31 protein-coding genes and 1 pseudogene are annotated in these 23,828 nt (G+C 39.6%); 17 read left to right on the forward strand and 15 right to left on the reverse strand.

Annotated elements, in window-relative coordinates; all coding sequences use genetic code 11:
* The 4 genes from LG34_RS04450 to LG34_RS04465 all read left to right on the forward strand — a co-directional run.
* On the forward strand, positions 1 to 1,412 hold a 1,412-nt coding region (locus tag LG34_RS04450; protein ID WP_109215047.1), incomplete at its 5' end, for a BRCT domain-containing protein.
* 77 nt (positions 1,413 to 1,489) lie between these two features.
* Positions 1,490 to 1,993 (forward strand): NADAR family protein, encoded by a 504-nt coding sequence (locus LG34_RS04455; RefSeq protein ID WP_023921566.1) that lies wholly within the window; start codon positions 1,490 to 1,492, stop codon positions 1,991 to 1,993.
* Positions 1,994 to 2,014: 21 nt separating this feature from the next.
* Complete coding sequence (locus LG34_RS04460; protein ID WP_005333427.1) at positions 2,015 to 2,488, forward strand: LPD11 domain-containing protein; 474 nt, start codon at positions 2,015 to 2,017, stop codon at positions 2,486 to 2,488.
* Positions 2,489 to 2,577: 89 nt separating this feature from the next.
* Positions 2,578 to 3,942 (forward strand): ATP-binding protein, encoded by a 1,365-nt coding sequence (locus tag LG34_RS04465; protein WP_005333425.1) that lies wholly within the window; start codon positions 2,578 to 2,580, stop codon positions 3,940 to 3,942.
* Positions 3,943 to 4,005: 63 nt separating this feature from the next.
* On the opposite strand, the gene LG34_RS04470 is transcribed toward LG34_RS04465, so the two are convergent.
* The 6 genes from LG34_RS04470 to LG34_RS04495 all read right to left on the reverse strand — a co-directional run bounded on the left by LG34_RS04470 (position 4,006) and on the right by LG34_RS04495 (position 6,422).
* On the reverse strand, positions 4,006 to 4,368 hold the full coding sequence (locus LG34_RS04470) for a type II toxin-antitoxin system HicB family antitoxin (RefSeq protein WP_005333424.1): 363 nt from the start codon (positions 4,366 to 4,368) through the stop codon (positions 4,006 to 4,008).
* Complete coding sequence (locus LG34_RS04475) at positions 4,352 to 4,609, reverse strand: type II toxin-antitoxin system HicA family toxin (RefSeq protein ID WP_005333422.1); 258 nt, start codon at positions 4,607 to 4,609, stop codon at positions 4,352 to 4,354. Before LG34_RS04475 ends, LG34_RS04470 begins: the two co-directional genes overlap by 17 nt.
* Positions 4,610 to 4,611: 2 nt before the next feature.
* Complete coding sequence (locus tag LG34_RS04480; protein ID WP_005333420.1) at positions 4,612 to 4,968, reverse strand: hypothetical protein; 357 nt, start codon at positions 4,966 to 4,968, stop codon at positions 4,612 to 4,614.
* Between the two features lie 9 nt (positions 4,969 to 4,977).
* Complete coding sequence (locus LG34_RS04485; RefSeq protein WP_005333419.1) at positions 4,978 to 5,199, reverse strand: DUF5348 domain-containing protein; 222 nt, start codon at positions 5,197 to 5,199, stop codon at positions 4,978 to 4,980.
* Positions 5,200 to 5,245: 46 nt separating this feature from the next.
* Entirely contained in the window at positions 5,246 to 5,905 is a 660-nt protein-coding gene (locus LG34_RS04490; RefSeq protein WP_040015506.1) for a recombinase family protein, read from the reverse strand.
* 205 nt (positions 5,906 to 6,110) lie between these two features.
* Positions 6,111 to 6,422, reverse strand: a complete 312-nt coding sequence (locus tag LG34_RS04495; RefSeq protein WP_023921561.1) for a winged helix-turn-helix domain-containing protein — start codon at positions 6,420 to 6,422, stop codon at positions 6,111 to 6,113.
* A 292-nt stretch (positions 6,423 to 6,714) separates the two neighbouring features.
* Here LG34_RS04495 and LG34_RS17245 point away from each other — a divergent pair, with 292 nt between their 5' ends.
* Positions 6,715 to 7,017 (forward strand): winged helix-turn-helix domain-containing protein, encoded by a 303-nt coding sequence (locus tag LG34_RS17245; protein ID WP_226861513.1) that lies wholly within the window; start codon positions 6,715 to 6,717, stop codon positions 7,015 to 7,017.
* Positions 7,018 to 7,170: 153 nt separating this feature from the next.
* Here the strand turns inward: LG34_RS17245 and LG34_RS04505 are convergent, their stop codons facing one another.
* Positions 7,171 to 7,695 (reverse strand): PadR family transcriptional regulator, encoded by a 525-nt coding sequence (locus tag LG34_RS04505; protein WP_005333410.1) that lies wholly within the window; start codon positions 7,693 to 7,695, stop codon positions 7,171 to 7,173.
* 210 nt (positions 7,696 to 7,905) lie between these two features.
* Here LG34_RS04505 and LG34_RS04510 point away from each other — a divergent pair, with 210 nt between their 5' ends.
* Positions 7,906 to 9,261 carry an MATE family efflux transporter gene (locus LG34_RS04510; protein ID WP_005333407.1) on the forward strand — a complete coding sequence of 452 codons (1,356 nt, stop codon included), beginning with the start codon at positions 7,906 to 7,908 and terminating at the stop codon, positions 9,259 to 9,261.
* A gap of 130 nt (positions 9,262 to 9,391) precedes the next feature.
* On the opposite strand, the gene LG34_RS04515 is transcribed toward LG34_RS04510, so the two are convergent.
* Entirely contained in the window at positions 9,392 to 9,580 is a 189-nt protein-coding gene (locus LG34_RS04515) for a helix-turn-helix domain-containing protein (protein ID WP_005333406.1), read from the reverse strand.
* Positions 9,580 to 10,020: a sigma factor-like helix-turn-helix DNA-binding protein gene (locus LG34_RS04520; RefSeq protein ID WP_023921559.1), complete on the reverse strand. Its 441-nt coding sequence runs from the start codon at positions 10,018 to 10,020 to the stop codon at positions 9,580 to 9,582. Before LG34_RS04520 ends, LG34_RS04515 begins: the two co-directional genes overlap by 1 nt.
* A 413-nt stretch (positions 10,021 to 10,433) precedes the next feature.
* On the opposite strand from LG34_RS04520, the gene LG34_RS04525 reads away from it, so the two are divergent.
* Positions 10,434 to 10,763 (forward strand): helix-turn-helix transcriptional regulator, encoded by a 330-nt coding sequence (locus LG34_RS04525; RefSeq protein WP_005333402.1) that lies wholly within the window; start codon positions 10,434 to 10,436, stop codon positions 10,761 to 10,763.
* Positions 10,764 to 10,913: 150 nt separating this feature from the next.
* On the opposite strand, the gene LG34_RS04530 is transcribed toward LG34_RS04525, so the two are convergent.
* On the reverse strand, positions 10,914 to 11,285 hold the full coding sequence (locus LG34_RS04530) for a hypothetical protein (protein ID WP_005333400.1): 372 nt from the start codon (positions 11,283 to 11,285) through the stop codon (positions 10,914 to 10,916).
* A gap of 4 nt (positions 11,286 to 11,289) precedes the next feature.
* Positions 11,290 to 12,228, reverse strand: coding sequence for a ParM/StbA family protein (locus LG34_RS04535; protein WP_020436706.1), 939 nt, complete (start codon positions 12,226 to 12,228; stop codon positions 11,290 to 11,292).
* 217 nt (positions 12,229 to 12,445) lie between these two features.
* Between LG34_RS04535 and LG34_RS04540 the strand changes: the two genes are divergently transcribed.
* From LG34_RS04540 to LG34_RS04555, 4 genes are all read left to right on the forward strand, one after another.
* A complete protein-coding gene (locus tag LG34_RS04540; protein WP_020436705.1) occupies positions 12,446 to 12,946 on the forward strand; it encodes a hypothetical protein in 501 nt (166 codons plus the stop codon).
* A gap of 149 nt (positions 12,947 to 13,095) precedes the next feature.
* Entirely contained in the window at positions 13,096 to 13,407 is a 312-nt protein-coding gene (locus tag LG34_RS04545) for a hypothetical protein (protein ID WP_109215048.1), read from the forward strand.
* A 167-nt stretch (positions 13,408 to 13,574) separates the two neighbouring features.
* Positions 13,575 to 14,708 (forward strand): hypothetical protein, encoded by a 1,134-nt coding sequence (locus LG34_RS04550; RefSeq protein WP_004844113.1) that lies wholly within the window; start codon positions 13,575 to 13,577, stop codon positions 14,706 to 14,708.
* Entirely contained in the window at positions 14,701 to 15,069 is a 369-nt protein-coding gene (locus LG34_RS04555; RefSeq protein WP_004844112.1) for a hypothetical protein, read from the forward strand. The genes LG34_RS04550 and LG34_RS04555 overlap by 8 nt, the downstream gene beginning before the upstream one ends.
* A gap of 170 nt (positions 15,070 to 15,239) precedes the next feature.
* Here LG34_RS04555 and LG34_RS04560 read toward each other — a convergent pair whose 3' ends face one another.
* Positions 15,240 to 16,079: a helix-turn-helix domain-containing protein gene (locus tag LG34_RS04560; protein WP_109215049.1), complete on the reverse strand. Its 840-nt coding sequence runs from the start codon at positions 16,077 to 16,079 to the stop codon at positions 15,240 to 15,242.
* Between the two features lie 283 nt (positions 16,080 to 16,362).
* Here LG34_RS04560 and LG34_RS04565 point away from each other — a divergent pair, with 283 nt between their 5' ends.
* The 6 genes and pseudogenes from LG34_RS04565 (at position 16,363) to LG34_RS04590 (ending at position 20,732) form a co-directional block, all read left to right on the forward strand.
* Positions 16,363 to 16,695 carry a hypothetical protein gene (locus tag LG34_RS04565; RefSeq protein ID WP_009244196.1) on the forward strand — a complete coding sequence of 111 codons (333 nt, stop codon included), beginning with the start codon at positions 16,363 to 16,365 and terminating at the stop codon, positions 16,693 to 16,695.
* Between the two features lie 132 nt (positions 16,696 to 16,827).
* Entirely contained in the window at positions 16,828 to 17,946 is a 1,119-nt protein-coding gene (locus LG34_RS04570; protein ID WP_242853877.1) for a replication initiation factor domain-containing protein, read from the forward strand.
* Positions 17,939 to 18,124, forward strand: a complete 186-nt coding sequence (locus LG34_RS04575) for a helix-turn-helix domain-containing protein (RefSeq protein ID WP_004844108.1) — start codon at positions 17,939 to 17,941, stop codon at positions 18,122 to 18,124. Before LG34_RS04570 ends, LG34_RS04575 begins: the two co-directional genes overlap by 8 nt.
* A 67-nt stretch (positions 18,125 to 18,191) precedes the next feature.
* Positions 18,192 to 19,397, forward strand: coding sequence for a tyrosine-type recombinase/integrase (locus LG34_RS04580; RefSeq protein ID WP_009244191.1), 1,206 nt, complete (start codon positions 18,192 to 18,194; stop codon positions 19,395 to 19,397).
* Positions 19,398 to 19,591: 194 nt separating this feature from the next.
* Positions 19,592 to 19,954 (forward strand): annotated as a pseudogene (locus tag LG34_RS04585) (RNA polymerase sigma factor); the annotation flags it as partial.
* Entirely contained in the window at positions 19,926 to 20,732 is an 807-nt protein-coding gene (locus LG34_RS04590; RefSeq protein ID WP_109215051.1) for a hypothetical protein, read from the forward strand. The pseudogene LG34_RS04585 and the gene LG34_RS04590, both read left to right, overlap by 29 nt.
* 577 nt (positions 20,733 to 21,309) lie before the next feature.
* Here LG34_RS04590 and LG34_RS04595 read toward each other — a convergent pair.
* The 3 genes from LG34_RS04595 to LG34_RS04605 all read right to left on the reverse strand — a co-directional run bounded on the left by LG34_RS04595 (position 21,310) and on the right by LG34_RS04605 (position 23,788).
* Positions 21,310 to 21,726 (reverse strand): hypothetical protein, encoded by a 417-nt coding sequence (locus tag LG34_RS04595; protein WP_020436703.1) that lies wholly within the window; start codon positions 21,724 to 21,726, stop codon positions 21,310 to 21,312.
* A gap of 62 nt (positions 21,727 to 21,788) precedes the next feature.
* Positions 21,789 to 22,571 (reverse strand): class B sortase, encoded by a 783-nt coding sequence (gene srtB / locus LG34_RS04600; protein ID WP_005333383.1) that lies wholly within the window; start codon positions 22,569 to 22,571, stop codon positions 21,789 to 21,791.
* On the reverse strand, positions 22,568 to 23,788 hold the full coding sequence (locus LG34_RS04605; protein WP_005333381.1) for a CHC2 zinc finger domain-containing protein: 1,221 nt from the start codon (positions 23,786 to 23,788) through the stop codon (positions 22,568 to 22,570). The genes srtB and LG34_RS04605 overlap by 4 nt, the downstream gene beginning before the upstream one ends.
* Between the last annotated feature and the right edge of the window lie 40 nt (positions 23,789 to 23,828).

Consider the following 23,828-nt stretch of genomic DNA (forward strand, 5'->3'; position numbering starts at 1 on the left):
ATCCGAAGAACTGTATCGGACGTTGTGTTCGCTTTCTTCCGTTCAATGTATTAGAAGGAATGGAGGATGTTCCCTTCCCGGACAGCAGAGCCTGCAAATTAGAAGGTTTAACACACCTGGGCTTTGGTTACTGCCCGTTTTTCTCAATTTCAGGAACCGGACTTTCAAAAGAATATGCGGAGAAATTCATTCAGGAATTGGTATCCACAGCAGCAAATTTACATCTTCCTATCGATGGCATTGTCATGATTTTTGACAGTCTCAGCTACTCCAAAAGCTGCGGAAAAACCGGACACCACTATAAGGACGGCCTCGCCTATAAGTTTGAGGATGATACCTACGAAACTTTCTTGCGTGAAATTGAATGGACACCGACCAGATTCGGAGAGATTGCTCCGGTTGGCATCTTCGATACCGTGGAGATTGACGGCTGTGATGTTTCCAGAGCTTCCCTTCATAATCTGACCTTTATCAAAAATCTGGAGCTTGTACCCGGATGCCGGATTCTTGTTTCCAAACGAAACATGATCATCCCACATATAGAGGATAATCTGGATCGTGGAAGGTATACCGACATCACGCCTCCGGTCTGCCCTTGCTGTGGTTCCAAAACCAGAACCTACAGCCGTAAGACCAGCGACGGTCGCACCGTAGAAACTCTGCATTGTGATAATCCGCAGTGCGACAGCCAGATCACAAGAAGGTTTGTCCATTTTGCCAGCAAGAAGGCAATGAACATCGAAGGACTGTCAGAAGCCACTTTAGAAAAATTCCTGAATCTGGGCTATCTGCACTCTTTTCAGGACATCTATCATCTGGAGGAACACCGGGAAGATATTGTGGCACTGGACGGATATGGTGAGAAATCTTTCGACCGCTTGTGGGAATCCATCAACGCCAGCCGGAGGACCAGCTTTGTCCGCTATCTGGTTTCCATGGATATTCCTATGATCGGCAGAACCAAAAGCCGGATTCTGGACACCGTATTTTCCGGAAATTTAACTGCATTTGAACAGGCGGCTGTCGGAGATTACGACTTCACTCAGTTAGAGGATTTTGGCGAAATCTTAAATCACAACATCCATTCCTGGTTTGCAGATGAAGCAAATCTTGATTTATGGAAAAACTTACAGAACGAATTCACATTTGAACAAAGAAAGGAAGAGACCATTATGACAAAAGAAAACAAATTTACAGGATGTACCATCGTAGCAACAGGGAAACTGGAGCATTTTACCAGAGACGGTATCAACGATAAGATTCTGGAGCTTGGTGCCAAACCTGGCAGCTCTGTAACAAAGAAAACCGATTACCTGATCTGCGGGGAAAAAGCCGGCAGCAAACTGGCAAAAGCCCAGAGCCTTGGTATTCCAATTCTTACAGAAGCTGAATTTTTGGAGATGATTGCATAACCATCTCTGCAATAGATGAGAATTATTTTGAGGTGTGGCTGAAAGGCCGCACCTCTTTTACAAAGGAGGAATTTATAATGAATCAAACAAATACAAGCAAGCGCATACCTACACAGATCAATGAATTTCGGGGAGATTATGCTTTTCTAAGCAATTTCTATCCGGCACCGGTCTCTTACATGGGACAAACCTATGCAAATAATGAAGCTGCTTTTCAAGCGCAGAAAACACTCTCTGCGAGAGAGCAACGCAAATTCTGTATTTTTCGGATGCATAATCCTTCTGATGCAAAGAAACTCGGCAGAGATCTTACATTACGCCCGGACTGGGAAAAAGTGAAAGTCCGGCTCATGTATGAAATCTGCATGTGCAAATTCATGCAGAACCCGGAACTCCGGGATAAACTTCTTGCAACCGGAGAGTCCACACTTATTGAAGGAAACAACTGGGGTGACTATTTCTGGGGCAAAGTCAATAACTGCGGAGAAAACCAGTTAGGAATCATCCTGATGGATGTACGTGCGAAGCTGCAGTGGAATGCAGAAACAGCGCCCAATAATATACCTCAATGTCTGCAATAAAGGAAAGGATGGTCTAATAGAATGAATGAAAATGCAAAAACAAAATTAGTGCTTGAGTATACTGGCATGGATGATTTTTCCTGTCCGGTATATAAGGACCAATTCGGAAAGTTGTGGAAGGATATTGACCTTGGCAAAGAGCCTGAACCGAATCTTTATTCTTTATCTTTTAACCATATTGATGGAGAACCTTCCCATCCCATACAGCAGGAGTACACATTTCATCCGGCTCCGTATCAAAGAAGTTCCTATGAATTCGAGTACCGGATGTTAAGTAAATTACAGTCTGACTGTGAATACTATCTGGGCTACGGAAATCGCAGTCCGTCTATCCTATGCAATCATAGCGTTCAAAACCATATTGCCCGTATGAAAGAATTATGGAATGGTTTTCCCACAGATCAGAAACCGGAATGGCTGACCTGGGAACAGCTTCTTCAGTACGAAAAAGTAATGACAGAAACCGGAATACCCGTGAAGAACTGCTCAGACTAGACAATTCATCATTTATCAGAAATTACCCTCTATATTATCCATTCATATTTTGATATAATAGGAACAGTTGAAAGAAAGGAGCATTTCCCATGTATCTGAAAAGAAAAGTTTACGATCAGCTTCTGGATTGGAAAAACGATACCGTCCACAGCACCTTGGAAGTGAATGGTGCCAGACAGGTCGGAAAAACATATATTATCAATAAATTTGCGGATGAGAACTTCAGGCACAAGATCTACATTAACCTGTTTGATTTGTCCGGCAAACAATTTATGGAATGTTACAAAAAAGCCACAGACTGGACTCCCGGTACAAAACGACCGGAGCAGCCGCTTCACGATGCTTTTAAACTCTTCGATCCGGATTTTGAAGATACCAACGATACAGTCATCATTATTGATGAAATTCAGGAATCCTCAGAGATATTCAACCGTATCCGAGAATTTACCCGCTATTTTCAAGCGCATTTCATTGTAACTGGAAGTTATCTGGGACGTGTACTGGAACCGGAATTCAAATTCTCCAGTGGAGATATTACCAGTATCCGTATTTATACCCTTTCCTTTAAAGAGTTTTTGGAAGCATTGGATGACCAGCTTTTTCAGAAGTATCTATCACTTCCACTGGATCATGCAGATGACACCGTACCGGAACTATATGACGAATTAAAGAATGTTTACGACATCTATAGACAGATTGGCGGCTATCCAAAGGTTGTGGAAACATACCTTAACACAAAAGACGTGGAAGCAGCTCAAAAAGAGCTTGTTAGAATCATCCGCATTTTCTTAAACGAATCTATGCGGTACTTTGATGACATCACAGATATTAGTGTTTTTACCAACATCTTTTTAAGCATCTGCCGTATTCTGCTTCGTGAAAAGAAAGGATTAGATGAGGACAGTATAAGTGAAGAACTGCAAAAGCTCGTTACAAAGAATTACTCCAGTAATCTTTCTAAAGCAACCTGCTATCGTGCTATCAACTGGCTTTACCATTCTGGAATCATCGGTTTCTGTGGCAAAATCACAGAACTGGACATCTTGAATTTCAAACCGGGAAGCCGCTGCTTCTTCATGGATCTTGGAGTTGCATATTATTATCTCTCCAGAACTGGTGCTACTGTATCAACTATGGATGGCTCATTGAACGAAAACTATGTTTACATTAACTTGTCCAAACGCCAGGAATTCCCGGAAGAAATTATCTTTGAGACACCGGCTTTTGCTACTTATAAAGGTGGTGAAATTGATTTTGTAGCTCAGACATTGAAAACTCACATCCGCTATCTGATTGAAGTTAAAGCCGGTAAGGGAACTGCATCTACTGCCTTGAAGGCATTGGAACAGGGGAAGGCCAATAAACTACTATATCTGAAAGGTGATACCAAAGGCGGAACCGTTGGAAACGTACAAACACTTCCTATCTATCTGCTAGAACAATATCATTTTTAATCAAAGAAAGAATACTTCGAGCCGCCCATCCGGACGGCTCTTTTCATCTATATTCTTGTATATTTATTTTACTAACAGCGCATCATTCTTTGAAAGAAGATATATACAGTATTGATTCATACTGATGCCTTCTTTTTTTGAGTGTTCCGCCAGATCCCGGTGTAAGCTGCGTGGCATCCTTATTTTAAACTGTCCCGAATACTCTTCCAGGCTTCCCGGTTCGTGAATCTCAATCCCTTCTTCCAGTGCAGCTTCTAACCATGCTTTTTTTGCATCCGCTGCATTTTCAACTGCCCTTTCTATCGTCTCTCCACAGGTGATGCATCCCGGCAGTTCCGGATAAGAAACCACAAATCCACCTTCATCCTTATCTTCCACAATTTCCATGCGATAGGACATTGCCAAATAATCATTCAGTGTCTTCATCGTTTTTCGCCTCACTTTCTACAATCTGCTTTACCATTTCAACATAAATTTTCTTGATTGGTTCGTGTTTCGGTATTGTTATCGGCTGGCATCCCGCTTTACGGAATGTATAATGGCTGCTCCCACTTCTCGGAGCATTTATCTCATATCCATAACTTTCTAATACTTTTCTTAGTTCATCAAAACGAAGGTCTTTCGATAATGAGCAAATTCTTGTCAATAGTTTATCCCATTTCGACATCTTTAATGCCTCCTATCTATAGTATATGTGGTGTCATATGTGGTGTCAATCTGTTTTTCATCTTTCTTGGTCAAATAAGGCTGCAGCTCTTTCTTAGCAGCCGTCACAAATTCTTCTTTTCTCGAACTTACCATATAAATCTTCCAGAGCATCAGATTCAGCTTTTCCGCATCCACTGCTTTGCATTTCTTTTTAATCATGCGGATAAACGGATAGATTACCGTATCCGATAACTTGTTCCCAGCAATCAACATCGTTCCATCCGTTCCATATACCTCATACAGACATTCCAAAATACTCCCCAAATCTGTCACCAATCGGAATGCCGGCTTTTCATATTTCTTTTTAGCTTCCATCATATGCTCCTCCTACATTCGAACCGTCAGTCCACTGAGACTCGTCTTAGGAAGCCCTACCAGATACCAGTCTTCATCCATTTCAATCCGAACCGGAATCCATGCATCCTTTACCTTCACATCAAAACATTCTCCGCAATGAAGACCTCCATAATAAGATTCAATCCCAAACCGGATATCAAATCTTCCCATTGATGGATCATAAATTAAAGTACCTATTCTCTTTTCACTCATATTTCTTTCCTCCTGAAATTCTTTGGTCTATATAAGTAATAGGACTTTAATTTGCAGAATTTGAAAGTTCCGGGTATTTTTCATAAAAAGTTTTTCGATAGCGATAAAAAGTTGAGTGCGTCATTCCCAAATTTTTACGAAGCTGTGTAGGTGTCGTTTCTCCAGAAACTACGCTTTGAAAGTTCTCATCAAAAGTTTCCTGCTTCATCACACTTGGTCTTCCATAATCATCCCATTCGCCCCGCAATTTCTTCGCTTCTATCCCTTCCCGCTGTCGCTTCTCCTTTTTCTCCAGCTCTGCCTGCGCCATAGAAGCATAAAGCTCCAGCATCATGTTATTGATTGTTTCCAGCATCATCCTTGCCATCGCATTATCCATCACAGATAAATCCATAAGCGTAGTCGGCAGTTCCAGAACCATAAGCCGCACTCCCATGTTCTTAATCCGCTGGATCTGTTGCATGGTGTCATACTTGTTTCTTCCCAGTCTGTCCAATTCTGTAACAATCAAAATATCTCCCGGCCGCAGGACATCCTCCACTAAAACGGTATATCTCGGACGATTAAAATTCTTCCCTGTCTCCTGATCCGTAAAAATATTCGTAAGTGCCATCTCATGCTCGTTACAGTACCGCTCAATTTCCTGTATGCCACGGTCAAGATGCTGCTCCTTTGTACTGGTACGGTGATATCCATATATCTGCATCCACATTTCTCCTTTCCATGTCCCAAAATATCCACACTTTTATTGGTATATTTCAAAACTGTGTGTGTAACCTTTTTGAAATATAATCCCTCTTTCCGGAACGTACTTCTAAAATGTATACATTTTGGGATATGTTTCTTTTCTATTTCTGTACGTACCAGAGCCGAAAAGTGCAACAAATATGACAAAAAACTCCCAGAGGATGTTACTCCCCTGAGAGTGGTTGAAACTTATAGCCCACACCTCGGACGGTGCGGATGTAATTCCAGTTCCGTGAATCTACTTTTAACTTTTTACGAAGCTGGCTAATGCAGCACATAACCGCATTAGCACAGTCAATCGGTTCTTCCTTCCAGACATTACGATAAATCTCCTCGTGAGAGAATACCCAGCCAGGATGTTCTGTTAGATATTTTAGTACCGTAAATTCTTTCAGACTCAATTCAATCTTTTGATCATTCATAAAAACAGTATGACAGCGAATATCTATCTGTAGGTTTTTGTCTTTGTAATGCAATTTACTTTCCTCCTAATCTGTTTCACCTTATCACAGCTAATCTAAAATGCTATTATTAGACTGCCAAAACTCAAATTCAAAACCAGAGCAATGCTTTACCTGCAAATAGTCTGGTAATAGACCAGTAGAATCGCAATAGCTGCAAGAGCCAGAAACGGCAAACACATAATTACCGGGGCAGAGTGAAGTGATAAATAAGAACCACTGATTTTTTAGCATTTCAGCCGGATATACAAGCCATCCCCATAGATTGGTGACCGTTACTGTTAAAATTACAGCACTGCCTATATATGTGGCAGCTCCTTTCCGGGTAAAGTTAAAGTCGCAGACCTTTACGACCTACGGCTTAATAGTACGAAAAGACATTAACTTTTCTGTAAAAGAATTTGATGTACTTTATATGCTATATTCTAATCCAGGGATGGCTTTTACTAAACAACAGATTTATGAAGCAGTTTGGCATGAAAAAGCAAATGGTTATTTCCACGCCGTGGAAAACACTATTTTTCAAATACGCAAGAAGATAAAAAAGTATTCCAGCGACAAGAATTACATAAAAACAGTAGTTGGATATGGGTATAAATTTGAAGTTTAATCTGCAGGATATAAGGAGCACCGGGTTTGAGGGAGATTCCCCACTAAGAAAATTTCTATGTTCTGGCTACAAAGCCGGAACATAGGTCGGCATCCATCCCTGTTTCTTCCCAATCCTGCAGACCTAATAAGAAATCAGCTAGTGACTTCTTCATCAAAAGTCTTTTTTTAGAGAAATAATCCATTTTTCAATAGCATCCGCCAAAACTATCTGCTGTTGCAATACTGCCATACCAGTCTTAGGGATTTCCGGATCATTCTCTTTCTCTCGAAGATTTTCCTCCAGATAAGTTTTTAATATTTCAATATTTTCCTCAATACTGGCAATACATGATTGTTGACTTTCAGGCGGTAACTTATCCAAATTTACAATTACTGCATTAAAATCTAAAAAAAAGTGAATGGGTTTAGAGGCTGTTTCCATCATAAGCTTTACAAATTCTTTTTCGCCTTCATCTGTTAATGAATAAACTGCTTTTTCAGGCATCTTACCTTCTTTCACAATTTCTCCTTTAATGAAGCCTTTTTCCTCCAACTGAATTGCTTTTTTGTAAATGGATGGTGTACTGATTTTTACCCATTTTGATATATTACGATATTCCACTAATTTTTGAATATCATAGGCTCCCATCGGTTCCTTTTTCAATATTCCTAACACAATTAAATCTATTGTAGCCATAGTTCACCCACTTTCTATATCCACGAAAGCTATAAAATACTTACGGTTATATATACTGTAATTTATAGTATTTGATTTTATACCTCTTGTCAAGGAAATTGCAGGATACACGCTTGACAACTACTATAAATTATAGTAGTATTCTCTCACGTAGTATACTATAATTTATACTACTATAATTTATATTCTTAATTGAAAGGAGTATTTGAAATGAACAAGAATAACAACAAAATGGATTTATTAGGAAATGCACCTGTTCCCCAAGCACTAATGGCTCTTGGTATACCGATAATGATTGGTATGCTTATTAACGCTCTCTACAATTTGGTGGATGCTTATTTCATAGGAGGACTTGGCGAGAGTCAAATGGGTGCAATTTCCATTGCGTTTCCTTTAGGACAAGTAGTTGTTGGTTTAGGTCTGATGTTTGGCAATGGTGCCGCCTCCTACTTATCAAGACTTTTAGGGCGAGGAGATAGGGAAGCTGCAAGTAAAGTCGCCAGTACTGCATTATACAGCAGTGTTTGTATTGGCGCAGTTATTATTATCGGAACTGCAATTTTTTTGAAACCTATTTTAACCATGTTAGGTGCAACAGACACGATTATGCCATACGCCCTTTCTTATGGAAGAATCTATGTTATTTCATGTATTTTCAATGTATTTAATGTAACGATGAACAATATCGTTGCAAGTGAAGGCGCCGCAAAAACAACTATGTGTGCATTATTATTAGGAGCTGTATTGAATATTGGTTTAGATCCTATTTTCATCTATACTCTCGACATGGGGGTTGCTGGTGCGGCAATCGCTACAGCAATTTCTCAAATGGCTTCTACTCTTGTATATTTAATTTATGCATTACAGAAAAAAAGCGCTTTTACATTTTCCATTAAGGAATTTTGTCCTTCTAAGCAGATCATAACTGAAATTCTGAAAATCGGTATACCCACATTGACTTTCCAGCTTCTTACAAGCCTTTCTATCGCATTCATAAACCGGGAAGCTAATATCTATGGAGATGCTGTTATCGCCGGAATGGGCGCTGTTACAAGAATCACTTCAATGGGAACTCTGGTTGTGTTCGGCTTCTTAAAAGGTTTCCAACCAATTGCCGGCTTTAGCTATGGTGCCAAAAAGTTTGATCGGCTCAGGGAAGCAATTAAAACTTCTATCTTATGGTCAACAATATTTTGTGTAGTTGTGGGATTGACAATAGCCCTATTTTCCACACAGATTATTTCGCAATTTACAGAAGGCAATACAGAGATGATTTCTGTAGGTCAAAAATCGCTAATGGCAAATGGATTTTCCTTCTTCGTATTTGGATTTTACACAGTGTATTCTTCTCTGTTTCTTGCACTTGGAAAAGGCACCGCCGGATTCGTTCTTGGGGCTTGCCGACAAGGTATTTGCTTTGTTCCGATCATTCTGTTGCTCCCATCATTCTGGGGCATAAATGGAATACTATATGCACAACCGATTGCCGATGTAATTTCTGCTATTGTTACTGTGTTTATGGCTCTACATCTTCATAAAGAACTGGCAACAACAAAAGAGCATTAAAGCATCAGGCAACATAATAGATCAACACCGTCTGCCGCTTCGAACTGAGGCAATATCACCCTTCAAAAAACAATCACTCCCAGAGGATGTTACTCCCCTGAGAGTGATTGCAGCCTTTGTTTAAGATAACTTACTCAATTATCTGGAATCTCTGGATACACTGAAGCAATGTACTTACCAGTTCCTGATACAGATCTTCATCAAATCTGCCATTCACAATCGCATTCTTAATTAAAAGCGGCTTATATATCTCTAAAATCTTCAGTACCGCATCTGCATTTCCTTCTTTTGCCTTTAAAAGTAATCGTTCAAAATTCATTAGTTTTCACCTCCCATCACCTTGCGGATCTTCCGGATTGCATAATAATAAATACCCTTGCATCGCTCCTCTGATAACCCGTTTAGCCTGCTCATTTCCTCAAAAGTACGTTCTTCAAACACATGCTGGTAAATCAGCTTCCGTTCTTCATCCCGCAGCGTATGAAGCGCTTTCATCAGTCTTTCATCTGACATCTTATTCCATTCTGGATATTTCCCCTGTGCCTCCTGCAATAAAAGCTGCTCCCTCGTTTGGTTCTCCAGCAATTCTTCGATTACAATTCTTGCCTCCATCTGTCCAATATCCTCCAACAGTTCTTCTGCATCAGCCATCTGGATTTTCTTCTCCAGATAATCATGTCGTTTTCCACGGACAAACTGTATCAGATATGCTGTAAAGTGATTTTGTATCTTTGATCCTGTATATGTTTTTTTGTTCATTTGTTTTATCCTCCGAAATTTTTTATCACGTTCCAAAAAATTCCGAGGATGGCGGTGAGCGGCAACAAAACGTGACACTGCCTTCATTTTTTCGAAAAAAAGAAAGGCTGGACCACTCTATTCGTAGTCCAGCCGATACTTCTCTTTCTATGTAATTGTGTAGGATATGCGATGATAGTATCTCATATACTGCATATTCTAACTTCTCTCCGACACATTGTATGGATAAGATTTTTTTAACAGATTCAGTTCCTCTTTGGCTTTTATCTTATGCTGTCCATTCATGTCTGTCGTACTTACTTCCATGTTTCTCTATTTGTGCATGTGTTATCCTGCTTATCATAACGCACTTTAACGCATTTCGTATAGTGTTAATCTACGATAAAATATATGCATTAAGTGAGGTGATATAGATGGTGAAAAAATTATTGGGAGATGCAGTCAGGGAAGAACGTCTCCGCCGCAATCTTTCGCAAAACAGCCTTGCGGAACAGGCAAAGATTTCTTTACGGACTGTCTCTGATATTGAAAACTATATTGGCAATCCACAGTTGGAAACACTTTATGCCTTGGCAACTTACTTACATATTTCCATAGATGCTATATTTTCTAACCAGAAAACGAACCCGGATTCTACCATGCAGCAAATCATGGCAGAACTAAATTCCTGCCCGGAGGAGCAGAAACAGCTTGCCCTTTCTACACTGCGTGGACTTCTGGATGGATTCAAGAACCTAAGTTAAGGCTCTCCCGTATCCTTCATCATCTACACATTATACAAAGACAATCTGTGAGTAATCTGTGAATAGTCTGTGAGTTTTCTGTCTATTCCCATTCTGATACAAAGAACAGGAGAGTACACTGCCATAAGCATGTGTATCTCTCCTGCTTTTTTATGCCCTGCGAAATGCACTGATAGCATCCACTACATTCTGTCTCATAGTCTGATCCATCCGCAGCGGTTCTTCTTCCATCAAATCAACTTCTGTGGGCATTTCTCTATTTATCTTAGAAACGTCCTGCCCTTCCAATACCTTTCTTACTTCTTCCCGGATGATTTGCTGCATCATTGGCCGGAGCATATCCGGTTCCATGCTTATACTGCCATTACCTGTCTCATCCGTTCTTCCCGTATATGCCAGAATTGCCGCAACGATCAGTTTTGCTTTTTTCTCTGTCGTATTCAGAAGTTCTGTCACATACACGTGATCTGGATCCGACTTATCAAAACCAATAGTGAATACAAACGGATTTTTCTTTCCCATAAAATCACACTCCAGCCTGTGTCATGCGATACAAAAGATCATATCCATCGGCATTTGCTTTCATATCCCGGATAAAGGTATGTTTTCCCAACCGGTCTGCCTGCTCCAGAAATCGTTCCAGAAGCACTGCTCCGCCGCCGATAAACACCGTATAAGTAGATTTTGTATCAATGCCCCGCTCTCGGATGCTGTTCAGAAGATCGGTAACAAAATTCTGAACCATGGTTTCTACTGCCTGTACAACAGCTTCCTCATAATACTGCGTTTTTCCCTTGATGATACTGTCGATATCTGCCTCCTCCAGAAGCATGTCATATTCACTGTTAATACTGGAAATGATATCGTTATACATGGTAATCACACCTTTTTCCAGAGAATCACAATAATCCATATCCGGTCTGCCACTTCTCATCAGAAGATAATCAGAAGTAAATCCGCCAATATCAATCCCTACGACTTTCGGAATCTCACGGATTTCCATCATCCTCGTCATCATGGCTGCATAATCCTGCGGAAACGCCATTACATTCTGTATACAGAGGTGATAGACTTTATCGTTGAAGCACAGTTCCTGCACCTTCCCGTCCCCTTTGAAATAGCGTTCATATCTCTCACAAAGCTCTGCAAAATGCTTCGGCGGAAGCCCAATCGGAAGTTCCACCTGAATGACATCCTCCGGCTGGATCTGGCTTTTCTGCTCCAGCTCCATTGCAATGGCAAATAAGGTCAGAATCCAGAATCGGTTCCGGCTGTCCTGCGTCTTGTCCCTCTGGTACGGAATCCGCTTCTCACTAAGGGTATAATACTTTCCCTGATATTTCAGATACTTCTCTCCCCTGGCAGGCTTTTTATCCTGTTCCGTCAGTCCTGTGGTAAAGATAAAATGACAGGTTTTCATGTTCCGGTTCCCGTGATCCACGGCTACTCTTAATTTTTTAATCATAATGATTTCACTCCTTTGTATTTGATACTTATTCTGTACGTAGGAGGTACCTAGAGTGCAACTCTTTATAATCCATTTTCTTATTTTACCAATCAAAAAATTCAAAAAACAAAAATTAAAAATTATCTTTTTTAATTTTTTAAATAAATGCAACCGTTACAATATTTACTGTGTATCTTATTACAAAGGGAACCTTGGAAAGGAGTCGTGTACATATATGAAGGCTTATAAAAAAATAATCAGTTTTATCCTAACACTCGTTATGATGCTGTCGCTAAGTGTTAATGTTTTTGCAGCAGAGCCGCTTACAGATGACCCTAATATGATTGAATGGAAGTACACTGTGTTTGCTGACGAAAGCCTGCAGAAAGTTGTTGAAGAAGGTGTTATTCCAAATGCATATGCCCGATATACTTGGCGCGGAATCACATTGAAAAATGGCGAAGTCGCCATATTAACACCATCAAATAACAGTATGGGACTTTATTGTAATAGCGGCAGATACATAACTATAAATTACACTTTGAGCCGTTCTGCTTTTCATCGTTCAAGAGTACGCGCATACGTAGCTGGACCTTCATCAGAATTTGTGCGTGAGATTACAGCAAGTGGTTTGCGTTCAGGATTTACGACACAGGCAACAGATTACTATTACGGCATGGTAACTAATCTGTCCTCTGATGCCTTTACAATCAAATCATTTTCTATTACATTTTAATAGTGGAAAATATTTCAAGTGCTGGTGAGTACTTATCCTGATTTTAATTGAAGCTTTTTAACTTGGTTTCTCGGTTCCCTTTTTTGAAAATACACATTCCCATTATTAAACCACTGCTATAGTATTCACTGAATTTATGAGGTAGAAGCATGTTATTTAACATAGATGAGAAACAACTGATGCTCGAACTAAAAAATAAAGATGAGCGCGCTTTAAAAATATGTATGAACAAATACTACAGATATGTTGTATACATAGTCGAGAATATTATTGGAAGTGCTTTGCCATATGAAGACAAGGAGGAGGTCGTGTCTAATGTTTTTGTAGCTCTATGGAATTACAGTGCAGATTTAGGGATTATCGAACTGGTTTATATTGTGTTACAAAGTGTTGTAAAGCCCGGAATTACAGGCTTTTTTAAAATTGACTTACATATAAAGTGTTATATTTATTTATCCTGATTTGACCGAAATTTGCCCCGAGATTCTTTGTTTGGATTTGTTTGAAAATAGTTTGATAAAAATAAAATAGAATGAAATATTTGAAATAAACATAAAAAAATATAGACAAAATAGGGAATAAGATATAATATTAAAGTAAATATATAATCTAAGGAGGAAGGATATTTATGAGAAAAATTTTTAAACGATTTGCTTCACTTTTGACAATCTTTATATTGACTATTATGTCAATAGTTCCTGTCCATGCATCGGAGAATACTTCTGTTGTAAATGTTACGGATGATTTGGCGATACAGATGGCAGAACGTTTTGCAAAGGGAATAGGAGAAAATAGCAATATTGTTGCTAATAATCCGAGAAAATTTTATGATACAACAGGTCAAGCTATTGGATATATTGTAAATTACAATTTAGAAAACAAACCATATGGATATGTAGTTTTTGATACTACGTGTGAATCTTTGATATCAGAATACTCATTTGGTAATAATTCAGCAAATCCATATGAGGTGATTTATCAAAGTGAAGCAAATGTATTTAGTGAAAAAGCAAATACCTCTGAAATATATAAAATAGCTCCGTTTGAATATGGTATTGTTGATAATTTGGGAAAGATTAGAACGAATTATGGTGAAACATTAGAAAAAACAGTACTGTCCTTGAATGAGAGTAGGGGAAAAGACCCAGCTACTTGGGATGAGGTTTTGCTAGATATTGATGAAGTTTATGAAAACTACACGCTTGTTTCAACAAATCATCTTCAAGAATTTATTTCCTTTAATGAGCCGTATATAGAAAGTGTAACAGGACATTATGCATGTGCAGTTAGTGCATTATTAGCATGTGGTGCATATTATAATGCTGTTGATTATACAGATATTGCAGGTGATTATATGGATATTTGGGATTCAACAGGAACGACAGTTTCATCGGAGAGTGGAGGAATAACATATGGTTCAACAACTATTGGCAATATTGGACCTGGATTTGTGGACTTTTGTGCTGGAAAGAATGTTTCTGTAACACAAAATACTGACTATAGTCCCAATTATAATTTTTTCACTAATTGCATTGATAGAGGAGATATAGCAGTTGTCCATTGTGGTATAATTAGCAGTGATACTGGAGAACGTGCGGGGCATTCAATGGCAGCAGAGGGATATGCAACTTTGCGAGCATATAATTCTGGAAATACAGTACATACATTGATGGTATTTGATGGATGGGGGGATACAGTACGTTATTTGAATTTTGATTTTGATAGTTGGACAGACATATCGGGGACTACATTTAATGGATAAGAAACGATTGATTTTGTTAATCATACTTTTGCTTGCAATAGTATTAATTGTGCTTGGCGTAAAAGGAAATGTTTTTAAGGAGAATCGTCAAAATATGGAGTTGCGTTCTAGTGGAGATGATAATTCTCATTGGTTTCATTTGAGTGGGGTTGTTGTAGAGAAAACTTTTGATACACTTTTAATAGAACTAAATGAGAAGGAAGAAAGTAGTCTATTTTTTGATACGACAAAAGTTAGTTTAGATTGTACTAAGTGTAAAGGTGATCTAGAACAAGTATCAGAAGGAAATGTTATTAAATTTTATTTTTTTAAGTATAATATTGATGGTGAAACGGTAAAAATTGAAAGAATAGTAAGATAAAAGTATAAGTAAGAGTTCTGCTATCAGAACATTATTATTAGTGAGGTAAAGGAACAAGGCGAAGCCGAGACGCCGTAGGGCAGTCCTTTACGGAACGGACACAGCCAATACCATCATGATACATAAGAGGACTTGAAAGGTCACAAACCTTGCAAGTCCTCTTGTTTATCTTATGGGTTACTTCTGTCGGATTGCATTTTCCGATAGACCGCTTCTTTCGTGGCTTCTCGGAAAAAGCTATCCTGTCTGGTATATGACAGATGTTCATTCTGGATATAAGCGTCTGATTCGCAATCATATTCGTAAGGGATTACCTGTGCTGTTCCCTGTTTTTCATCAATTCCATAGATAATTACTTTGGAATCTCTCAATGCCAGTCCGAGTGTCAGAAAGCCGGAAGTGAAATAATTGTTGTTGTGTGGAGCGGTTATGCTTTTCAGTGCATGAAAGAAGTCTGCTACTTCCTCAGTCTGTCCATTCTCAAAAGCCGGAATGATATGTAAGGTGTTGTTTGCCTTATCTGCATATGCCCGGCAGACCAGAACGGAAGAATCCTCTTTTTGTATGATACCGTCAAAATAATCGCCGGAGTATGCAGTTGGCTGATAGAAAATGGCGGTTTCTTTTGTTGTAAGGTTATGATAAGTCAGAAAGCCGTTTACAAGCCGGACAATCTCGACATCATCCCCGTAGGTAAATCCGTTCTGCTCTAAAAGAGAATAGAAAGTTCTGGTAAATTCTTCCGGCAGTTCAATCCCCAGTTTTTCTGTGATAAGCATATCTACATATTCTTTAAATGAACCATACAGAAGTTCATTCAGCGTCATATTGCCCAACGTGGCAATCTGCTTCAAGCGTTTCTCATTGGGAAGATTCACACCCTTTTCCCAACTGTTTACAGAGCCTTTCGGGGCATTATCTATGATTTCCCCAAACTTCTGCATACTGTAACCGTATTTCTTGCGTATCTGTAAAATTCGTTTTCCTACTGCTTCTTTATTCACAAACATATGCACACCTCGTTTCTGTTTTCATCATAACACAAGATAAGGATAAATGTAAGGGTAAAATTATAATAAGTTATAAAAAGATATAGTTAAGCGTTTGAAATACAAAAATAAAAAGTAAGGGAAAAAGTAAAATAATTGTTGACAAGAAGAAAAAACAGGTCTATGATGAGGTTAAGAGGTAAGGAGAAAAGTAATGAAATAAATATAGACGTGGATATGAAAAGGACTTGTCACACTTACCAGACACTCATTCACCATGATTTCAAAAAAGGAGAAATGTAGCATGCAGATTACATTGACAAAAGAACAGGTCAGAGAAGCGTTCGGGGAACTCCGTTACATGGGAGCAGACTACTGCTACAAGTATGATAAGGAAACCCGGAAGAAAACCGAGGAAGTGGAAGCATTGAAACTTCACCTCGGAAGCATGAAACTTGGAAACAGCGTAGATATCCGTCTGGAAGCAACAGAACTTCCAAAGGTAGAGCCTTACACAGTGGTAGAACTAGAAGAAGCGGTATATGCCCCTTATGTGCAGAGAGGAAACTTCCCGGTATTGGTGGACAGAATCTCCTGCAAGGGTATCCGTGTTGTTACCGGAAAAGGAAACGTGTAGAGACTGTTCCCGGAAATTCTCTGCGGACTGCTCCGTACAGCGTGAAAGGAGCAAAGGGAGTAGAGGAAGTTCCGGGAACGTGGCGAAAGCCACGGCATACTACGAAAGGCAGGGATGATGATAACAGAGGTAATGAAAATTTCAGAACCCCCCTATACTAACAGGGGGGTAACTCGTCAGAAAGAAGATTTGACAGCACTGATTGACTGGTGTCAGATTACTGTCAAAGGTGTAGACGTGTTCATAATCATAGAAGATATCTTGCGGATTCCACTGAGTTTTATGGAACTGCATGGTAAGGAAAAAGGAATTGCTGGACACGAACTGATAGCAAGATTTGACAATATCAAGATTCTGAAACCGACAGGAAATGCACAGTATGAGGGATTTCAGATTCTTATGAGTGGTTCGGGGTGCAGGAATTATGAAAATTTCCTTATGATGAATAAGGAAACATGGTTTGATTTTCTGGAAAGAGTTTGCAGATACCCGGTGAATTTTCCGAGGATAGACTTGGCAATCGACGATACAAAGCCTTATCTGTCTATCCCGGAATTGATTCGTCTGAAAAACGAGGGGCTGATATCTAGTCAGTTGCGTGATACAGCAGAGAATCGTTCTGATAGACTGAAAGAGGATGAAATAGAAGCGCAGGGAAAAACACTATATCTCGGCAGTAAACACAGTGATTTTCGGATTACATTCTATGAAAAGGGATATGAACAGGCAGAAAAGTTCGGAAAAGAACTCAACCCGGACTGGAACAGATATGAACTTCGATTCCGGCACAAAAAAGCGGTCAGATTAGTAGAAGAACTTCTGAAAGACAGGGATGTGGCACGGATTGCGTTGTCTGTATTAAACGAGAAAGTGCGGTTTTTACAGAAGCCGGAAAACAGCACGGTTACAAGAAAACGGCTTTATCCTACTTATCCCCCGTGGGAAGAACTCATGCAGGATGTAGGGAAGATAAAGTTGACCATGAATCCAGAGAAAAAGACACTGGAACGAACATGGCAGTGGCTGAACGTAGCAGTTTCGCCCTCTTTAAAGCTAATGGATAAAATCGGAAAACTGGATAACAGAGATTATATCCGCCAGCTAATAGAACGGGGGCAGATGAACGAAGAACAACAACGCATATATGAGGACTATAAAAAATCTTTCCTTTTGAGGGAAGAAGAAAGGAGAATCTTTGACAGAACATACACAGAAAACGATACAGACAAAGAAAGCCCTTACAGTGAATGAAGCGTCAGAGTATACGGGAATTGGAAGAAATAATCTGCGAAAGCTGATTACATGGCAGAAGATTCCGGTCATAAGGATTGGAAATAAGATTCTTATACGCTCTGAGGTTTTAGACCAGTTTTTGAAGAAAAACGAAGGGCATAATCTGAAAAATAAATATGAAGTAATTGCAGTATAAACACAAATAAGCATATAATACTGTCAGACCAGTTCTGATAGTCCTTGCACGGAAAGGAGCGTGCAGATTGGGCAAGGACTTAAAAGGAAATCCATTACCGCCGGGAATTATGCAGAGAAAAAGCGGAATTTACAGAGGGCGGTTTTATTACAAAGGAGAAACGTATACAAAAGATAATGCGGACTTAAAAAAGTTAGTTCAAGAAATGGAAGATTTACGCTATGAAGTCAAGCATGGGTTGAAAGGAAAGGGCGATAATATCACTCTGGATACATGGTTTGATATCTGGCTGAATACCCATAAGAAGCGGACTATCAAGGAGAGTACACAAGTACGTTATGATGATTTTTACAGACGTTACATAAAGAAGCAGATAGGAAAACAACGTGTGGCAGATTTTAATCCGATTATTTTGGAACGTCTGCTTCAGAATATGGCAGATGATGATTACAGCACAAAGACTATACGGGATGTGTATAATATTCTCAATGCTATGTTCAAATATGCAGTGCATAACAGGATTCTTACATTCAACCCATGTGCAGGAGTGGAAGTTCCCAAAACAAAGACAAAACAGATACGGGTACTGACTGTGAAAGAACAACGGGAAGTATTGGAACACGCAAAGGAGAGAATACACGAGAATCTCATACAGGTAGCACTCGGAACGGGAATGCGTGGCGGAGAACTGCTTGGGCTTACATGGGATGATGTAGATTTTCGGAAACGGGAAATTTCTGTAAATAAAACGTTGGTGTATATCAAAGATAAGGAAACAAAGAAGTATGTATTCAAGTACCAGACACCAAAGACAAAGAACAGTATACGGACGATTCCCATGCAGGACAGTGTGTATAAGGCTTTAAAACGTCAGTGGATTCAGTTGAAAGAAATGCAGTTGTCAGCTAGTGAATGGCAACCATTAGAGGGATTTGAAAATCTTGTGTTTGTTGGAAAGAACGGAAAACCGATTACAGAACACACCTTTCAAGTGACGTTAGACTGGATAGAAAAATCTATCAATAAGGAACGAAAAAAGCAGGCAGAGAAAAACAAGACAGTGTTTATACCGATTCCGCATTTTTATCCACATGCACTTCGTCATACTTTTGCAACGCGTTGTTTTGAAGCCGGGATTGACGCAAAGGTAGTACAAGGATTCCTCGGACATTATTCCATAGCAATCACACTGGATTTGTATACGCACGTCACAGATGATAAAGCAAAATCGGAAATGGATAAATTACAGAATTTGTATAAGGAAATCATATAATCAGAACAAGAATAAGAAAGAGAATAGAAAAGGTGCAACATTTCTTTAGAAAATTATTTGACCGAGATTTGACCGAAGCGGATTTTGCAACAAGTACAGAACAGCGAAAACCCGCTAACCACAAGGGCTAACGGGCTTCGTTGTTTTATAGTTATCTAAAGGAATGAGATACAGATAACTACAGCACATTCAAACCCTATTTAGGAACAATCGCAAGAAACATGGCAAAAAACGCATTACGAAAAACCTCTAAGATGCATTTTGAAAATTACGAAGATGCGTTTCAGGTTGGAACGAACGAACATATTGAATACGGGCCGTTAAAAGAAGAAGTAATCAAATGCTTAAAAGAAAGCATATATGAACTATCAGTTGACGAAAGAAAATGTTTTATCTCGTACTACTATTACACTAAGACAATCGCTGTAATAGCAGAAGAAACCGGATTAAAAGAATCTACAGTAAAATCCAAACTGTTACGCGGACGTAAAAAATTAAAACTAAAAATGGAAAAGAAGGGATTTAGATATGAAGACTGTAAAATTTTCTTTGAATGAGTTAATGAGTGAAATTGATGAATCTTTTATTGAGGAAGTGTATTTTCATGATTGCAATAAAATACTGAAAAAATATTCCAAACAAAAGATACGTCAAAATGTATTTTGTAAAACAGCTTCAAAACATAAGCCTTTAAAGTTCACTTATAGAACTGCAATTATTGTAACTGTGGTTTCAGTGTTTTTGTGTATGCCTGTATATGCTGCAATCAGTCATCTGTTAACATCGGCTTTAATTGATGACAGCAATCGACATTTAATCGGGACAGAAACCAATGATAGAAGCTACATCATATTAAAAGACGGTGTATATACCAATGAAAATGGGAAAGTTGTTGATATTGAGGAATTAGCCAAATCTTCATCAGAATTTCCTGAAAGCAGAATTGTTAAAAGCAGTCTGATGCCTAATTTCATACCATCATCAATAGTAGAGATTCCTACTGATAAATCAGATGAAATGTATATCATTCCAGAAATAATTCTAATCAACAATTCACTTTGTGTACTTACACAAGACAATGGAAAGGGATGGGAACTAACTGATAAAGATAATATAGTCATTTCGTTTGATAAATATAAATCAGACATTACAGTATCCCAAGATTTGATTATCGGTTATGTAAAAGACGGGATAATGTATGAAGGAGAAGTGTTCGATGAACTGAGTGGAAAATATAGTTTCTCACCAGATGAAAAAGGGGAATATTTTTTCTATCTGCTTAGCGGAAGTTCCGATTATCTATCTCTTAAAAGCGGTAATCTGGAGGTAAATTAAATGTTGCTTTTGCGGGACTTCAGCATACCAATTAACTTTAGTATAAGGACGGGAAGACCTCTTCCGTACAGGAATAGGTCTTCTTGCTGTCTCCGTGCATGCTTTAAAGTATAAATAGGCTTTAATCTGGATACAATTTCAACTGCATCGTTGATACACGCTGTGTTTATCTCGTTTACTGTATCATTCATAAGAATTTAATTGGTTATGTTTATTGTGATGATAGAGTAGCCTTTGTTTTGAACATCTTCCTTGAAAGATTTGTAAACGATACTGTAGATTATCATATTCATTATGTCGGCGTAGATTCTTTAGATGAAGAATGTATTGAATGCAGAAAATACTCTGATTATTGTGAACATATTTTACCTGCTTTCTGGATAGATGACGATTTTTGTGAATAATGAAACACTGGTGTTTGGTTATTCAAAATTTAAGCTGATAGATACTGGTGTTAAGTATATTAATCCGAAGCATTTTTCCGTAAAAAACTTTGTAAAGTATTGCAGATTCAATAAAGAGTGAAATTACAGTAAAATAAAAGATAGTTTTTTCGTTCCTTTGTTATGCCATTGTTCTACGCCGGAATCTTTTCTGCCATCTCCGGCAGGCACTTCTCAAATAATTCCCGATATCTTCGATACCCTTCATCCCGGAGTGGACCTTGCAGTGATGTCAGAGACCAAAGGAGAAGCTCTTCCTCTTCCACAGCATACGGAGAGGTATAGACAAATTTTTTCCCGTCAAAATGCGGTTTTGATAACTTCAGTATTTCCGTAATCTCTCCTTTTGTTTCCGCCTGCATAATCATTTCCACTTTCTTCCGATGGAACTCGCAGACGATGCTCTCCAGAAATCCCTGCTTCAGATAAAATTCCGCCCTTCTATAAAGTTTTACAAGAGCCTCCACTCTTTCATCAAATAACTTGTCCTTTTCACTGACTATCATCTGTGCCAGTGCGTTTGCATGTTCCATAACCAATGCTGTTCCCATTACATTTCCTCCCATAATAAAAGCTGGCATAAGAAATTTCTTCTCACACCAGCACGATTCTTTTATTCCTCTGTGATGATCTCACTGCTTAATTTTCCATGTACCAGATAGCGATAATTCCGTCTGGAATTGACACAGGTAGACAGCGTAACTATCCGATCCGTTGCCGACAGCTCGGTGCCGGTATCATAATCCCTATAAGAAGACACCGTATCCAGAAACGTCTGAAAATCTTCCGCTTCCGGGAAATGATACCTATATCCCTCACTTCCGGTTCTTCCCGCATAGCAGGAAAAGATACGATACTTGAGGATCTTGTCCGGCAAATAGAGATAAAACTCCGGATGTTGTTCAAATAGCTCTTTGTCTTGGTACTTATCCAGAGTTCCGAACATGCTCCCGTTTTTCATATTATGCCCGTACACGATCGTATTCTGATCCGTAAAGTCCGGCTGATTATGGCAGTCCACAAAGATGCTCCCGTTGATATTGGATTCTCCCGAAAAAAGGTGATGAAGATAATATGCATTATCTTTCCCCTGTACCACCGGATAACTAATATCCAGTGCCGGAATCTGAATCCACGCTATGACATCCGGATTAACCGCTTTTAAACCTGCAAAATCAATTTCTAGATACCTATTCTTAGGTTCCTCCTTTTCTTTCTCAGACTCCGGTGATTCTTCTTCCTCTGGTTCCTGAACATATTCCTGCAGTTTCTCGTAACTTACGTCCCCTTTCTGATACTTCAGATAAGCACCAAAGAGTTTTCCTGCCGCTGCGAGAAAAACAAGCAACAGGCAGATAATGAGTCCTGCAAGAACCGTATTTCCTTTTTTTCTCATGATTGTTCTCCTTTCGGAAGAGCCGAAGTCTGTGCCCCGGTTCCTTCCTTCTGTTTGATGGCGGCTAAATAGTCATCAATCCCCTTGTGTTTCCCGTTCCACTCCCCGCTCTCGTCCATATCCCAGACCATCCGGTTCATCGGCAGGGAAAGCTCCCGGCAGATTTCATAGACCTTATTGCAGCCGTTCTGGATAATCCTCCGTTTCTCCGCCTTATGCTGGCAGATAACAGGGGAACGCTCAAAACAGACCGCACACTTACTGTCATGCTTATTGCAGGCTACTTTCATCTTCTTATCCATGTCATACGCCTCCAAAAGCTGTTTCATCCCATATCCTTTCATCCGCTCCAGCACCGGTTTCAGATTCCGGTACTGGTTCACTCCGGCAACGCACACAAAGGTAGCGCCGGACAGATAATGGGCTATGGTCCCTTTTAAGGCTCCTTCGGTCAGATAGACACGTTCTGCGGCAAGATCACCGATCACATGTACCGGACTTCCGGAGGAAACTCCCTGGTCATAATTGACACTGGACAGCCAGATATATTTTTTCGTGTCAGTCACATGATCTACCCGGATCTGAAAACCCTGGATGAACCCGTCCAAAGAAACTATGGGAATCAGGATTCCTGAGTTTTCTGCTTTGAAGTTAATCGTCCAGTTTCCGTCTGTATCCCGGTAGAATCCCGGCACGCCTTTCACCATATATCCTTCTTCTGCCAGCCTTTTGACCAGCTTCTTCATTCCAAACAGCGGGACACTCCGGTAACGCTGTGCTTCGATCTGTTCCGGTTTTAATCCTCGTCTTTGCAGATCCTCCTGATGCTTCCTGTTAAGCGTGAGCATGGACAGCATTCTCTGATACGTCCGGTGGATTTCCTCTATGGGTGCAAGCTCTGCCGTTGCCTTTTCTTCCTGTACCGGCGTTGCTTTGATATAATCCGTCCGGTATTCTCCTTTTCCTAATGCTTCCCGGATCTGCTGATTTGCTTCGGAGAGTGTAACATTGTGCAAATCCGCATAAAGCTTCAGCATCCCCCCGGACGCATCACAGCGGTTGCACCGGAATACATTCTTTTCCACATTGATATTCAGTTTTCCATGCGTCTCTCCACAAAACGGGCAGTCATAATAGTTTCCCCGCCGCTTTCTGAGATGCAGCACCTGCACCACATCCAGTATTCCATAATCAAACCCAGACATATCATAATACATCCCGGTCTCTTCCTCCTTTCCCCCGCAGAAAAAAGCTCTC

Source organism: Eubacterium ramulus, assembly GCF_003122485.1.
GTDB classification, from domain to species: Bacteria; Bacillota; Clostridia; order Lachnospirales; family Lachnospiraceae; genus Eubacterium_I; species Eubacterium_I ramulus_A.

Bases quoted from the DNA above. Each gene is read 5' to 3' on its own strand.
- LG34_RS04455 (WP_023921566.1), top strand. From the start codon at position 1,490: ATGAATCAAACAAATACAAGCAAGCGCATACCTACACAGATCAATGAA.
- LG34_RS04460 (WP_005333427.1), top strand. From the start codon at position 2,015: ATGAATGAAAATGCAAAAACAAAATTAGTGCTTGAGTATACTGGCATG.
- LG34_RS04465 (WP_005333425.1), top strand. From the start codon at position 2,578: ATGTATCTGAAAAGAAAAGTTTACGATCAGCTTCTGGATTGGAAAAAC.
- LG34_RS04470 (WP_005333424.1), bottom strand. From the start codon at position 4,368: ATGAAGACACTGAATGATTATTTGGCAATGTCCTATCGCATGGAAATT.
- LG34_RS04475 (WP_005333422.1), bottom strand. From the start codon at position 4,609: ATGTCGAAATGGGATAAACTATTGACAAGAATTTGCTCATTATCGAAA.
- LG34_RS04480 (WP_005333420.1), bottom strand. From the start codon at position 4,968: ATGATGGAAGCTAAAAAGAAATATGAAAAGCCGGCATTCCGATTGGTG.
- LG34_RS04485 (WP_005333419.1), bottom strand. From the start codon at position 5,199: ATGAGTGAAAAGAGAATAGGTACTTTAATTTATGATCCATCAATGGGA.
- LG34_RS04490 (WP_040015506.1), bottom strand. From the start codon at position 5,905: ATGCAGATATATGGATATCACCGTACCAGTACAAAGGAGCAGCATCTT.
- LG34_RS04505 (WP_005333410.1), bottom strand. From the start codon at position 7,695: ATGGCTACAATAGATTTAATTGTGTTAGGAATATTGAAAAAGGAACCG.
- LG34_RS04510 (WP_005333407.1), top strand. From the start codon at position 7,906: ATGAACAAGAATAACAACAAAATGGATTTATTAGGAAATGCACCTGTT.
- LG34_RS04515 (WP_005333406.1), bottom strand. From the start codon at position 9,580: ATGAATTTTGAACGATTACTTTTAAAGGCAAAAGAAGGAAATGCAGAT.
- LG34_RS04520 (WP_023921559.1), bottom strand. From the start codon at position 10,020: ATGAACAAAAAAACATATACAGGATCAAAGATACAAAATCACTTTACA.
- LG34_RS04525 (WP_005333402.1), top strand. From the start codon at position 10,434: ATGGTGAAAAAATTATTGGGAGATGCAGTCAGGGAAGAACGTCTCCGC.
- LG34_RS04530 (WP_005333400.1), bottom strand. From the start codon at position 11,285: ATGGGAAAGAAAAATCCGTTTGTATTCACTATTGGTTTTGATAAGTCG.
- LG34_RS04535 (WP_020436706.1), bottom strand. From the start codon at position 12,228: ATGATTAAAAAATTAAGAGTAGCCGTGGATCACGGGAACCGGAACATG.
- LG34_RS04540 (WP_020436705.1), top strand. From the start codon at position 12,446: ATGAAGGCTTATAAAAAAATAATCAGTTTTATCCTAACACTCGTTATG.
- LG34_RS04545 (WP_109215048.1), top strand. From the start codon at position 13,096: ATGTTATTTAACATAGATGAGAAACAACTGATGCTCGAACTAAAAAAT.
- LG34_RS04550 (WP_004844113.1), top strand. From the start codon at position 13,575: ATGAGAAAAATTTTTAAACGATTTGCTTCACTTTTGACAATCTTTATA.
- LG34_RS04555 (WP_004844112.1), top strand. From the start codon at position 14,701: ATGGATAAGAAACGATTGATTTTGTTAATCATACTTTTGCTTGCAATA.
- LG34_RS04560 (WP_109215049.1), bottom strand. From the start codon at position 16,079: ATGTTTGTGAATAAAGAAGCAGTAGGAAAACGAATTTTACAGATACGC.
- LG34_RS04565 (WP_009244196.1), top strand. From the start codon at position 16,363: ATGCAGATTACATTGACAAAAGAACAGGTCAGAGAAGCGTTCGGGGAA.
- LG34_RS04570 (WP_242853877.1), top strand. From the start codon at position 16,828: ATGAAAATTTCAGAACCCCCCTATACTAACAGGGGGGTAACTCGTCAG.
- LG34_RS04590 (WP_109215051.1), top strand. From the start codon at position 19,926: ATGAAGACTGTAAAATTTTCTTTGAATGAGTTAATGAGTGAAATTGAT.
- LG34_RS04595 (WP_020436703.1), bottom strand. From the start codon at position 21,726: ATGGGAACAGCATTGGTTATGGAACATGCAAACGCACTGGCACAGATG.
- srtB (WP_005333383.1), bottom strand. From the start codon at position 22,571: ATGAGAAAAAAAGGAAATACGGTTCTTGCAGGACTCATTATCTGCCTG.
- LG34_RS04605 (WP_005333381.1), bottom strand. From the start codon at position 23,788: ATGTATTATGATATGTCTGGGTTTGATTATGGAATACTGGATGTGGTG.